At 45.3% G+C, this 12,587-nt stretch carries 9 protein-coding genes and 2 pseudogenes; 6 read left to right on the plus strand and 5 right to left on the minus strand.

All coding sequences use genetic code 11. The annotated features are described in order from the left end of the window. Positions 1 to 61: 61 nt before the first annotated feature. Positions 62 to 460 carry a DUF3718 domain-containing protein gene (locus V6N89_RS12325; protein ID WP_338517778.1) on the plus strand — a complete coding sequence of 133 codons (399 nt, stop codon included), beginning with the start codon at positions 62 to 64 and terminating at the stop codon, positions 458 to 460. A gap of 406 nt (positions 461 to 866) precedes the next feature. After that, positions 867 to 1,265 (plus strand): DUF3718 domain-containing protein, encoded by a 399-nt coding sequence (locus tag V6N89_RS12330; protein WP_338517779.1) that lies wholly within the window; start codon positions 867 to 869, stop codon positions 1,263 to 1,265. Positions 1,266 to 1,394: 129 nt separating this feature from the next. Here V6N89_RS12330 and V6N89_RS12335 read toward each other — a convergent pair whose 3' ends face one another. The 4 genes and pseudogenes from V6N89_RS12335 to V6N89_RS12350 form a co-directional block, all read right to left on the minus strand. Continuing rightward, positions 1,395 to 2,303 (minus strand): alpha/beta fold hydrolase, encoded by a 909-nt coding sequence (locus V6N89_RS12335; RefSeq protein WP_338517781.1) that lies wholly within the window; start codon positions 2,301 to 2,303, stop codon positions 1,395 to 1,397. A 159-nt stretch (positions 2,304 to 2,462) separates the two neighbouring features. Continuing rightward, a complete protein-coding gene (locus V6N89_RS12340; protein WP_338517782.1) occupies positions 2,463 to 4,265 on the minus strand; it encodes an acyl-CoA dehydrogenase C-terminal domain-containing protein in 1,803 nt (600 codons plus the stop codon). An 11-nt stretch (positions 4,266 to 4,276) separates the two neighbouring features. Then, positions 4,277 to 5,460, minus strand: a pseudogene (locus V6N89_RS12345) (acetyl-CoA C-acyltransferase). A 22-nt stretch (positions 5,461 to 5,482) separates the two neighbouring features. After that, positions 5,483 to 7,603, minus strand: coding sequence for a 3-hydroxyacyl-CoA dehydrogenase NAD-binding domain-containing protein (locus V6N89_RS12350; protein ID WP_338517783.1), 2,121 nt, complete (start codon positions 7,601 to 7,603; stop codon positions 5,483 to 5,485). Between the two features lie 439 nt (positions 7,604 to 8,042). Between V6N89_RS12350 and V6N89_RS21770 the strand changes: the two genes are divergently transcribed. The 4 genes and pseudogenes from V6N89_RS21770 to V6N89_RS12365 all read left to right on the plus strand — a co-directional run bounded on the left by V6N89_RS21770 (position 8,043) and on the right by V6N89_RS12365 (position 9,967). Beyond that, positions 8,043 to 8,552, plus strand: a complete 510-nt coding sequence (locus tag V6N89_RS21770) for an alpha/beta fold hydrolase (protein WP_431189801.1) — start codon at positions 8,043 to 8,045, stop codon at positions 8,550 to 8,552. Between the two features lie 20 nt (positions 8,553 to 8,572). Continuing rightward, positions 8,573 to 8,761, plus strand: a complete 189-nt coding sequence (locus V6N89_RS21775) for a hypothetical protein (RefSeq protein WP_431189729.1) — start codon at positions 8,573 to 8,575, stop codon at positions 8,759 to 8,761. Positions 8,762 to 8,770: 9 nt separating this feature from the next. Beyond that, positions 8,771 to 9,536: pseudogene (locus V6N89_RS12360) on the plus strand (SDR family NAD(P)-dependent oxidoreductase). A gap of 164 nt (positions 9,537 to 9,700) precedes the next feature. After that, positions 9,701 to 9,967, plus strand: a complete 267-nt coding sequence (locus tag V6N89_RS12365) for a hypothetical protein (RefSeq protein ID WP_338517784.1) — start codon at positions 9,701 to 9,703, stop codon at positions 9,965 to 9,967. Positions 9,968 to 9,979: 12 nt separating this feature from the next. Here V6N89_RS12365 and V6N89_RS12370 read toward each other — a convergent pair whose 3' ends face one another. Further along, positions 9,980 to 12,493, minus strand: coding sequence for an excinuclease ABC subunit UvrA (locus V6N89_RS12370; RefSeq protein ID WP_338517785.1), 2,514 nt, complete (start codon positions 12,491 to 12,493; stop codon positions 9,980 to 9,982). Positions 12,494 to 12,587 lie beyond the last annotated feature (94 nt).

The following is a 12,587-nucleotide window of genomic DNA, read 5'->3' on the forward strand; positions in this document are numbered from 1 at the left end:
GGCATAGTGTCCTTTAATAGAATTCGAACAGGCAAACAAATTAACCGAAGGAAATTTAACCATGTTGAAAATTGTTAAAACTTCTCTAGTAATCGCAGCTTCTACTTTAGCTTTCTCTAACGCAGCTCAGGCTAACGACATTAATGAAGCACTAGCTAATATTTGTACAATCGTGCAAGCAGACGACAAAGGTGAACTTCGCAAGAAAATGCGTAGTGTTCAGTCGGATTTTAAATTGAAACTTCGCGATTACTATTCTGGCATTACTTGCGGCGGCGAAAGCTTGATACGCACAGCCCTTAAAAATGATGCGGTAGAAGTGGGAACACTTCTTGTAAAGAAAATGCCAAGCAAAGATTTGCAAGCACCAGAAGCAGACGGCAAAACATTATCAGCTTGGATTGCTGAGCAAGGCCTTCAGTCTTCTCCAATCACAGCAGAACTAAACGAACGTATTTAATAAGAATTCACATTACCATGTGAGAAGATTCAACATGGTGGCAGTGAAAACTGCACTAAAGGCCCCTTTTTAGGGGCCTTTTTCTTTTACACTGAGTCAACGCAAACACTATCGCGTGCGCTTCACTAATCAAGCCAACCAGCATCTCCTCTTACTATTCATCTCGCATTGTCTTTGCTTTAGTGGTTGACTGGCATTGCATCAAATTGCATATACCAGATATTACCAAAGGCACGTGACAAGCTATTTCAGCGGCTCCGATAAGTGATTACCCGCCAAACAAAACAAATAAGGTATCCATTCACATACGTCGTTATTTCAGTGCATGTTTTTCTTATTGTGCAGATGGGGTTTAATGCATCTCAACGAACAAACACAACCTCTTAACAACCGAAGGAATTTAACCATGTTGAAAATCGTTAAAACTTCTCTAGTAATTGCAGCATCATCTTTAGCTTTCTCTAACGCGGCGCAAGCCAATGACATTAACGAAGCACTAGCGAATATCTGCACTATCGTTCAAGCAGATGACAAAGGTGAGCTTCGTAAAAAAATGCGTAGCGTACAGTCTGACTTTAAAATGAAGCTACGCGATTACTACTCTGGTATTTCGTGCAACGGTCAAAGCTTGATCCGCACAGCTCTTACAAGCAACGCAGTAGAAGTTGGTACACTTTTGGTTAAGAAGATGCCAAGTAAAGATTTACAAGCACCTGAAGCAGATGGCAAAACACTATCTGCTTGGATTGACGAGCAAGGCCTTCAAGGCTCACCGATTACGGCAGAACTTAACGGCCGAATCTAAGAAACAGTACATGTATTGTCACGCCATGTGATACACCAGTTCAACATGGTAGCGGCAGGATGCCGCTCTGAGGCCTCTTCGGAGGCCTCTCCCTTTTCTACCCTTACCAAACCTTCTTTCTACATATCGCTAAACAACAAAGTTATCAATATGGTCTGCGGCCCACTGTGCTTGCTCGCGATGGATCCAATGCGTTGCGTTTTCATGTTGATAGACAGTAAGTTTTTCCACATAGTTGGGTAAACCATCAAGTATGCTTACATCGAACGCATCGTCGTTTTTGCCCCATAACACCAGCGTCGGTATCGCAATTCTAATGCTCGGAACACGTAAAGCAGCAAGTTCATTGTCTTCTGCATCGGTTAAAGGAATAGCTTGCGGCATATTTTTATAGTAATTCAGCATCGCTTTTAGCGTGTCGCTGTTTTTCCAGCCAGACAACAGTGTATCAGCATAGCGTTTGTCGCATGAAAACAAGGTATCGCCTAGCATGTTTCTTAACAACGAAAAATCTGACTGAACTAGCGCTTCATGAGCATCGTCAGCAATAAGTTGATGTATATACTGGCTCTTTTGTCGCTGCGTTCTACTGGTCTTTAAAAGTGATGTAAATGTAGAAGGATGCGCGGCATTCATAATGATAAGTTTGGAAAACAATTTCGAATGAAAAGCGGCCAAAGGCCAGGCAATGGCGCCGCCCCAGTCATGACCTACAAGCACAACTTGTCTTTTACGCCCAACTAATTCAACAAAAGCAGCAATGCGCGCTAGCAGCATGGGAACGCTATAGTCTTCAATGTAGGAAAGAGGTTCAGATTTGTAGTAACCCGGTAAATCTGGTGCAACAATATCGAAACGCTCAGGAAGATGGGTAATAAGCCCCTCCCAAGCATGTGCGTTTTCTGGAAAGCCGTGCAAGAAAACCAACAAAGGGCGCTTACTCTCTGTATCGACAGTACTCTCATAGGTATTACTGAGATAATGAATACTATGACCCTGCACTTCTATGAAATGATCGTATAATTTTCGCTTTTCCATATGCTGCTTTCCCATACACGTGTTTCTGTACATTTCCGTGTTACCGAAACAAGTAAATTAAAGATATAAAAAAGCCGAGCGCTTAAGACAAAACATCGTCAGCAGCCCGGCTTATTCACGCGCTTATTTACACAAGTGCGTTATTTATGTAATTAGCAATTACTCAATTGCAAACATGCTTTCTGGCATTGACATAAGGTTGTCAGCACCTGATTGCATTGCAGACACAAGTGAGCGAGTGCGAGTTAACAAGCGGTCGAAATAGAAACCTGTCGTCAAGATTTTGCTCTGATAGAACTCAGTTTCTGTGCTACCCGCATCTAGCTGCTCTTGCGCTTTAACTGCCATTTTCAGCCAGAAGTATGCCACTGTCACATAGCCAGAGTACATCAGATAATCAACAGACGCTGCACCAATTTCATCTGGATTAGACGCGGCGGCCTTACCGATATCCATTGTTATCTGTTGCCACTCATCAAGGTGAGAACTCAATGCATTCGTCCAAGCGCTAAACTGCGCGTTGTCGCGAAGTGAATTACAATAATCACGCACTTCTTGTACAAACACGTTAAGTAATTCACCGTTAGAACCCATTACCTTACGGCCAAGCAAATCAACAGCTTGGATACCTGTTGTGCCCTCATACATTGTACAAATACGGGTGTCGCGAGCCAGCTGTTCCATGCCCCACTCTTTGATAAAGCCGTGACCACCATAAACCTGCATACCATAGCTGGTTGACTCTTGCGCAGTCTCAGTAAGGAAAGCTTTAACAATAGGTGTTAGGAATGCAAGCTTAGCATCTGCCATTTGTTTTTCTGCCGCATCGTCACCATAAAGCGTCACATCAACAAGCTGCATGCAGTAAGCGGCTAACGCACGATTACCTTCTGCAAACGCTTTTTGTGTAAGTAGCATACGGCGCACGTCAGGATGTACGATGATAGGGTCAGCTGGACCATCAGGGTTTTTACGCCCTGTTAGTGAGCGAAACTGAATGCGATCTTTCGCATAGCGCAGCGCACCTTGGAAAGATGCTTCTGACGCAGCCAAACCTTCAAGGCCTGTACCAATACGCGCAGTGTTCATAAACGTAAACATGCAGTTAAGGCCACGGTTTGGAGGACCAATTAAGAATCCCTTTGCACCGTCAAAGTTGATGACGCAGGTCGCGCTCGCTTTGATACCCATCTTGTGTTCAATGCTGCCACAGGCTACTGCATTTCTGTCTTGCTTCTCGCCGTCTGCACCTACGTTAAATTTAGGTACAACAAACAGTGAAATGCCCTTTGTGCCTTCTGGTGCATCAGGTAAACGTGCAAGCACAATGTGAACAATGTTATCTGACATATCGTGTTCACCTAAGCAGAGATGAAAATTTTTGTACTCGGTTAGGCTGTAGCTGCCATCTTCCTGAGGCTCTGCACGGCATTTCAACATGCCTAGGTCTGAACCACAATGCGATTCAGTTAAGCACATTGTACCTGTCCACTCGCCGCTAATTAGCTTTGGTAAGAACTTGTTCTGCTGCTCTTCAGTACCGTGTGCTTTCAGAGTTTCCATACAACCTTGACTTAAGCCCGGGTACATTGCCCACGAGTGATTAGCACCCGAGAACCATTCAGCAATAATTGACGATAGCGAGTAAGGGAGAGCTTGACCACCGAAATCTTCAGGATGAGACATGCTAGGCCAACCGCCTTCCACGTACGTCTGGTAAGCTTCTTTGAAGCCTTTAGGCGTAGTAACTTCACCATCAACCCACTTACAGCCTTCTTCATCGCCAGAGGCGTTAATCGGCGCAAGTGTATTTTCAGAGAACTTAGCGGCTTCGGCGAAAATTGCTGTCACCAAGTCTTCAGAAGCTTCATCGAAACCCAGTTTTTGATAATGACTTTGATAATCTAGTAACTCATGCGTAACGAACATAGCGTCACGTTGAGGTGCTTTATAACCTTCCATACTAATACCTACTATATAACTTCAAATAGACCAGCAGCGCCCATACCGCCACCGATACACATGGTGCAAACTACATATTTCGCACCGCGTCGTTTACCTTCGATGAGTGCATGACCCACCATACGAGCACCGCTCATGCCATAGGGGTGACCAATTGAAATAGCCCCGCCGTTTACGTTTAATAATTCATCTGGAATGCCCAACTTATCGCGGCAATACAACACCTGTACCGCAAACGCTTCATTGAGTTCCCACAGACCTATATCGTCCATGGTCAATCCATGTTGTTTTAATAATTTAGGAATAGCGAATACTGGACCAATGCCCATTTCATCTGGCTCACAACCTGCAACCGCAATACCGCGATAAATACCAAGTGGTTGCGCACTGCCCTTCGCGGCTGATTGCTCGTCCATTATTACCGTTGCGCTTGCGCCATCAGAGAGTTGACTTGCGTTACCCGCGGTAATGCAACCACCTTCAATCACTGGATTTAGCCCTTGTAGTCCTTCCAAGGTAGTTTCTGGGCGGTTGCCCTCGTCTTTTGACAGCGTTACTTCGCGCTCGCTAGTTTCGCCAGTCTCCTTATTGAATACAGCTTGCACGGCAGTAATAGGCACAATTTCATCATCGAACTTGCCTGCTTGTTGCGCGGCTGCTGTACGCATCTGGCTTTGGTAGCCATATTCATCTTGCACATCACGGCTAATGTTGTAGCGCTTGCCGACTACTTCAGCAGTTTGAAGCATAGGCATATAAATATCTTTATGCTTCGCAACCAAAGCTGGGTCCACCGCACGAAACATATTCATGTTTTTGTTTTGAACAAGCGAGATTGAATCTAAACCGCTAGCAACCATAATGTTGGTGTCACCTGGTTCTAATAGCATTGGCTGCGGTGGCAATAGCGTACATACCTGAGCTGCATTGTCTATCTAACGTCATGCCAGCCACCGTCACAGGCAAACCACCTGCAAGTCCTGCAAGACGACCGATGTTCATGCCGCCACTACCTTGCGTTAGTGCGGCGCCCATAACGACATCATCAATACTTGCTGGGTCAACACCTAACACGCGCTACGGCGTGCTCAATCGCATGACCACCTAACGATGGAGCGGGTAAATTATTTAGTGCGCCTTTATAAGCGCGGCCAATTGGCGTTCTAGCGGTACTTATAATAACTGCATCACGCATAGGGTTTATCCTTTTCGTTAGCTTATTTCTTATAGTGTTTAAAGCTGCCGCCATCTTGCGCCAGTTTCACCAATAACTCACTCGGCTCTAACCACATTTTGCCGTAGTCACCAAGCTGATCACGATAAGTCGTCAGCTTGTCTAAAATGGTGCCCAAGCCGACTTCGTCGGCATATTGCATTGGACCGCCGCGGTACACTGGGAAGCCGTAGCCATACACATAAATCACGTCAATATCGCTTGATTTAGCAGCAATACCTTCTTCAAGAATGGCTGCACCTTCATTGATAAGTGAGTACATTACGCGCACCAAAATTTCTTCGTCGCTAATGTCATCGCGTTGAACGACCCCTAATCGCTCAGCTTCTTGCTTAGCAATTTCAAGTACTTCAGGATCAGGTACGGGAACGCGGCTGCCCGGCTCGTAGTTGTATGCACCACGCCCCGTTTTAAGACCATTGCGCCCTTTTTCGACAAGGCGGTCTGCTACCGCGCCATAGGCAGGGTCGTGAGCGATGTGCTCTTGTCGAGACTGGCGCACATAGTAACCAATATCCAAGCCTGCCATATCACCCATGGTAAATGGCCCCATTGGCATACCAAATTCGGTGAGCACTCTGTCAACCTGCTCTGGCGTTGCACCTTCAAGTAGTAATCTGTTTGCCTCGCGGCCGTAGGGTTCAATCATACGGTTACCGACGAAGCCAAAGCATACGCCAACGAGTACTGCGACTTTCTTAATTCGCTTCGCCATCTTCATGCATGTCTTGATAACTTCAGGTGATGTTTTGTCTGCTTTAACCACTTCAAGCAAGCGCATGACGTTTGCAGGTGAGAAAAAGTGCAAACCAATGACATCTTCAGGGCGTGATGTCGCCGTGGCAATCTCGTCGATATCGAGCGTTGATGTATTCGACGCTAAAATCGCGCCCGGTTTACATACTTTGTCAAGCGTTGAGAAGACTGTCTTTTTCACTTCCATCTTTTCAAACACAGCTTCAATGACCAAGTCCACATCAGCAAGATCGTCATACGACGTAGTCCCTGATAACAGCGACATACGAGCTTCTACCTGATCTTGAGTCAGTTTTCCTTTCTTTGCGGAGTTTTCGTAATTCTTGCGAATAAGCGCTAAGCCTTTCTCAAGCGCCTCTTCTTTTAGTTCCAGCATAGTGACAGGAATACCAGCGTTGGCAAAATTCATGGCAATACCACCGCCCATGGTGCCTGCACCGATAATGGCTACTTTCTCGATACTACGTTCAGGTGTTGACTTGTCGAAGTCACTGACGTGACCTGCGGCGCGTTCGGCGAAGAAGAAATGTTGTTGAGCACGTGCTTGCGGAGTGTTCATGCACTCCATGAAAAGCTTACCCTCATTTTTAAGGCCAGCATCAAAATCTAGCGTATAAGCACCATGAACCGCTTCAATACATTTCAGCGGTGCAAAAAAGCCTCGTGCTGCTTTTTTCGTTTGCGCTGTGACAGCGTCAAAAACCGCTTGAACATCATCGGTCATAGACAACGTGATATCGCAGGTACGCTTAATGGCATTACTTGGCGTTAGCGACGCTAAATATGCTTTGGTGTCGTCAAGCAAGTGTTCTGGTTTGTCTGAAATCTTATCAAAAACGTTTGGCAGCTTTAGTACCGACGTAGGCTTGCCACTTGCTATCATAGTAAGCGCCGTTTGTGCATCAGCCAGTCGTGGTAAACGCTGTGTACCGCCAGCCCCAGGCAAAATACCTAAATTAACTTCGGGTAAACCCACTTTATTTTCAGCAAACGTAATGCGGTGATGACACGCTAATGCTACTTCTAGGCCGCCACCAAACGCAGGCCCAGGAAGAACGGCTACAACGGGCTTTGTCGCGTTTTCAATTTTATCTAACACTTCGGGCAGCATGGGCGAAAGATCACCGCCAGAGAATTCACTGATATCTGCCCCGCCTGAAAAAATGGGTAATGATGATGAAATCACAATAGCGTTGACGCCATCATCATTTAACGCTTGCTCAATGCCATCGATAAGGCCAATGCGCAGTGCGCGAGATAAGGCATTAACTGGCGCGCTTTGCATCATCAGCGTTGCTACGCCTTGTTGTACGCTGTACGCCACTGCTTGATTTTCCGTCTGTGTCATAACCATGTCCTGTTTATCACGTTAACCGGATGTTATTGCAGTGTTGTCAATCATCCAAGTTTATTGGTGTTATAGACATTTATCACAATATTTAATATTGACCGCAAAGCCTTTCAAAACCGCATTTTCCCTTGGACACTGCGCCCTCCCTCAGCTAACGAATGTTTGACAGTCAATCCAACCAGTGTTTTTGTTAATACACTCATATATTTATTTACATTTTGCTTACAAAGGACATTTTGCTATGCAAGTGTTAAAAACGCCTGAAAGTGCTTTCACCAAAATCGTTGATTTCCCCTATTCACCTCAATATGTTCAAGTTACTGATACGGTGAGCAGTGAGATTGCCATGGCTTACTATCAAGCTGGACCCAAGGACGGTCATACTATTTTACTTATGCATGGAGAGCCCACTTGGGCCTATTTGTACCGAAAGATGATGCCGGTTTTAGCTGAAGCGGGGTTTAATGTATTGGTCCCCGACCTTATTGGATTTGGACGCTCTGACAAGCCTACAAGACGAGAGGACTATACATATGCGCGTCATGTTATTTGGGTAAAAGAATGGTTCAATCAGGTAGTAAAGGGCCCTGTTACTTTGTTCTGTCAAGATTGGGGGGACTGCTTGGCCTTCGACTTGTGGCAGACATGCCCGAACGTTTTACTGGCGTTATGGTATCGAACACGGGCCTCCCGACGGGGGATCAAACACCAAGTGACGCTTTCATTAAATGGCGCCGCTTTTCCCAGGACGTTCCTGTATTTCCAACATCAAGCATCATACAAGGCGCAACCGTTACCGAGTTATCGCAACAGACACAAGACGCCTACGATGCGCCCTTTCCTGACGAAGAGTACAAAGCAGGAGCTCGCATTTTCCCCCTCTTGGTGCCAGCAAGCGCTGACAACCCTGAAGCGCAGGCAAACAGAAACGCTTGGGAAAGTTTGAAGCAATTTGGCGCGCCCTTTATGACTGCATTTGGAGATAGCGACCCTGTGACTGCGGGGGGAGACCGTATTTTCCAAAAACTCATCCCCGGCTGCCAAGGCATTGAGCATGTCACTATCAAAGGCGGTGGCCATTTTATTCAAGAAGATAAAGGCGAAGAGCTCGCCGAATTACTTAAACAATTCATTAGAGATACGCATAATTTATAGGAACCAAAAATGGATGCACTTTTAGATTTTACCTAAGCAATGTTGTTTTAATAACGGGAGCTGGAAGCGGCTTCGGAAGGCTACTCTCACTTGGTCTTGCCAATCGTGGGGCTAAGCTTGTGATTACTGACATCAATGAATCAGCGCTAGAAGAAACAAAAAATGACGTTAGTAGCCTTACTGACGTCGTATCGCTTGCAGGTAATATTGCTAGCGAAGCACTCAATCAAAAGCTCGTCGAACTAGCAATAGATACCTTCGGCCGCTTGGATATTGCGGTAAATAATGCAGGTATTGCCCACAACCCTGCTCCCGTGCACCAAATGACAGAAGAAATAATGGATACGCAATTTGCGGTAAACGTAAAAGGCGTTATGTTCGGCATGAAGTATCAAGTACCCGTGATGCTGGCGCAAAAGCAAGGTCATATTCTCAACGTCAGTTCACTTGCAGGGTTAGGCGGAGCCCCTAAGGGGGCGCTTACGCTGCTGCAAAACATGCTGTCTCGGGAATAACTCGCACAGCCGCTGTGGAATATGGCAGAAAAAATGTTCGCGTGAATGCGATTTGTCCATTCTACAGCCCTACCAACATTTTAAATGTGGATGGCTATAATACGCCCGAGGCGAGAGAACAATTAGGACAAGGAAGCCCAATGAAGAGACTGGGTGAACCACAAGAAATCGTCAATACAATGATGCTGCTTCTATCCCCTGGAAACAGCTACATGAATGGTCAAACCATCGCTGTAGATGGCGGAGTAACAGCCTGGTAGCTCATTAAGTATAAACCTCCATACCAATGTATAAGACCGTATGTTTTGTTCTTTTTCTTAATAAGTTTTAATTAAGGTGAACAAACAAAACCGATGAACGAGGCGAGTGCAACCGCCTCAATCATCTTAACTTTATTAATACAGTCTTTAGCCGAGGTAAAAGCATGAAAAACGCAAAAACACTTGCTTGTGCATTGGTATGCTGTCTTGGGATAGGTGCTGCAATGTCAGTTGCTAACGCCAGTGAAGTTAAGCAAAATACCGGTTTCAAAACGCTTCAAACAAAGCAAACAGTCAAAAAAGCACGTAACGACAGAATGTCTTCTTTGGTTGTTTCCAAGCGTGTGGCACACACCTCAGTGTCACATAACGCTACTACAGTTCGCCTTATTCATTCTTCTCTTCCAAGCGAACAAGCCACTGCACAATAAGTAAATTAACAATCAACGCTTAGCCTGGCGCAGAAAAGGCGCTGTAGCACTTTTTTCGTTGTTAAACACTTGGTTTGGCGTGCCTGAGCAAACAATCTGACCACCTTGTCCCCCTGCGTTAGGCCCTACATCAATGATGTAATCACTGTTGGCCGCCACATGCATATTGTGCTCAACCATGATGACTGAATTTCCCTTTTCAACCAATCTATTTAGGTGCGTTAAAAGTAATGAAGTATCTGAGAGATGCAGTCCAGTTGTAGGCTCATCTAACACATAAAGTGTATTGCTGCTTTCTGCTCTTTTAAGCTCAGTGGCTAATTTTATCCGCTGTGCCTCGCCACCGGATAATTCTGTTGCTGGTTGACCCAATGTTATATATCCCAACCCGACACTTTCTAGGGCATCAAGTGCTCGCATCACAGCACTTTCCCCTACAAAAATATCCCTTGCGTCACTTACACTTTTTGAAAGGACGTCAGCAATGCTCAGCCCTTTGTATTTTACTTCTAATATTTTGTCTTTGTATCGTTTCCCACCGCATTCAGGGCAAGGGGAATATACGCTTGGCATAAAGAGTAATTCAACTGAAACAAAACCAACGCCCTCACAATGAGGACATCGACCTTTAGCAACGTTGAAGGAAAAGTGACCTGCATCAAAGCGGCGTGCTTTTGCATCAGCAGTCGCTGCGAACAATTTTCTTACTGCGTCAAACAACCCCGTGTAAGTAGCCAAATTAGAACGAGGAGTTCGGCCTATAGGTGATTGATTTACGACGACCAGTCGTTCAACATTACTTCCTGCATTTTCTATTGTGCCTTTGACGCTTTCCATCGGTTCGCTGTCTAGTAACCTCTGAGCTGTTAGCAACTTTGTATCACCCTCTCTAGGCTGTTTAAAATCACGTTTTAAATGTCGCTTTACTAAGCCTACTAATGCTTGACTCACTAAGCTAGACTTGCCAGAGCCAGATACCCCAGTAACGGTTACCATAACGCCAAGCGGAATATCACAATCCACACCTTTTAGGTTGTTTTTATGCACGTTCCGTAGCTTTAGAAAACCAGTGGGACATCGAACCTCTTTATTTTTTATGTGAAGACCGCGTTGCATAAACTTCGCAGTTAGTGACGATGACTGATTTTGAAGCTCACTAGGAGGGCCACTGTAAACTAGCTCGCCACCGTTAATGCCTGCTTTTGGGCCCACATCTACAACCCAATCCGAAAACTGAATGACACGCGGGTTGTGCTCAACAACAAACACTGAATTACCTGAATTTACTAGTGCTTTGAGTGCCTCAAGTAATGATTCAACATCTTTAGGATGAAGTCCCGCTGAAGGTTCGTCCATCACATAAACGACACCAAAGAGCGTCGATTTTATTTGCGTTGCTAGTCGCAGACGCTGTAACTCACCAGGAGATATAGTGGTTGTGCTTCGTTCTAGTGACAAATAGCCGAGACCTAAATTTATGATAGGCGCTAACCGTGAACGAATATCGCTGGCAATACGCGTTATGACCTTAGCTTTTTCACTATTCTCATTTGCTACCGCGTCAAGTAAGTCTGACATGCACTGGTCAACTTTTCCTAGAGACAAGCGAGAAAACGTTACAATATCCATCTCTGCAATTTTGACTGAAAGAGATGCTTTTTTTAATTTCTTACCTTCACAGACAGGACACGTAGAAATAGATAAAAAAGGAGTGATTTTTTGTTTCGCTTTTTCTTTTTGTGATGACTTAAACGTGTCTAACACATGGCGACGTGCGCTAACAAAGGTGCCCTTATAACTTGTTGGTTCGCCCTCACTTAATGCCTGTTGAGTTTGCTTCAAATTATAATTGCGGTAAACACCCACCTGTGGCGCTTCATCCGTATATAAAATCCAGTCACGGATGGTTTTTGGTATCTCATGCCAAGGTACATCAACGTCAATATCCAGAGACAGCAATACCCTAACGAGGTTTTTCCCTTGCCACGCCCCAGGCCATGCCGCTATCGCGCCTTCACGAATAGATAAGGATTTGTCGGGAACCAATGTGCTTTCATCCACATCAAACACCTTGCCAATGCCATCACAATGCTCACAAGCACCTTGCGGGGTATTGGGTGAAAAAGCATCCGCATAGATGATACCTTGCCCTTCAGGATAGTCGCCTGCTCGTGAAAACAACATTCTTACGCTATTGAAGAGTGTTGTAATGCTGCCAACAGAAGAGCGAATAGAGGGCGTACCTCTCTGTTGATGTAGACCAACGGCAGGAGGTAAACCTTCGATAGATTCAACCTCAGGCTGTTCTATTTGATCAATAAGACGGCGCGCATAGGGTGACACTGAATCTAAATACCGATGCTGCGCCTCGGCATAAAGCGTTCCGAAAGCAAGTGAAGACTTCCCTGAACCCGATATACCTGTAAAAGCGACAATTTTATCGCGAGGTATATCAACGTCGAGGCTTTTTAAATTGTGTACTTTGGTACCTCTTACGCGTACGCAGTTGTTAATGTCTTTCACCATCGTTTCCCATTGCCTGTGGTCAGTCACAGTATGGGTATGTTAGACCACCCACTTTTGATCAACTAGGCACCAGACACCGCTCACCCATTTTATT

The organism is Alteromonas gracilis, assembly GCF_036870955.2.
Classification (GTDB): domain Bacteria; phylum Pseudomonadota; class Gammaproteobacteria; order Enterobacterales; family Alteromonadaceae; genus Alteromonas; species Alteromonas gracilis_A.

Excerpts from the sequence above, each read along its gene's own strand:
- V6N89_RS12365 (WP_338517784.1), top strand. The coding sequence starts at position 9,701 with ATGAAAAACGCAAAAACACTTGCTTGTGCATTGGTATGCTGTCTTGGG.
- V6N89_RS12325 (WP_338517778.1), top strand. The coding sequence starts at position 62 with ATGTTGAAAATTGTTAAAACTTCTCTAGTAATCGCAGCTTCTACTTTA.
- V6N89_RS12335 (WP_338517781.1), bottom strand. The coding sequence starts at position 2,303 with ATGGAAAAGCGAAAATTATACGATCATTTCATAGAAGTGCAGGGTCAT.
- V6N89_RS12340 (WP_338517782.1), bottom strand. The coding sequence starts at position 4,265 with ATGGAAGGTTATAAAGCACCTCAACGTGACGCTATGTTCGTTACGCAT.
- V6N89_RS12330 (WP_338517779.1), top strand. The coding sequence starts at position 867 with ATGTTGAAAATCGTTAAAACTTCTCTAGTAATTGCAGCATCATCTTTA.
- V6N89_RS21770 (WP_431189801.1), top strand. The coding sequence starts at position 8,043 with ATGCCGGTTTTAGCTGAAGCGGGGTTTAATGTATTGGTCCCCGACCTT.
- V6N89_RS21775 (WP_431189729.1), top strand. The coding sequence starts at position 8,573 with ATGACTGCATTTGGAGATAGCGACCCTGTGACTGCGGGGGGAGACCGT.
- V6N89_RS12350 (WP_338517783.1), bottom strand. The coding sequence starts at position 7,603 with ATGACACAGACGGAAAATCAAGCAGTGGCGTACAGCGTACAACAAGGC.
- V6N89_RS12370 (WP_338517785.1), bottom strand. The coding sequence starts at position 12,493 with ATGGTGAAAGACATTAACAACTGCGTACGCGTAAGAGGTACCAAAGTA.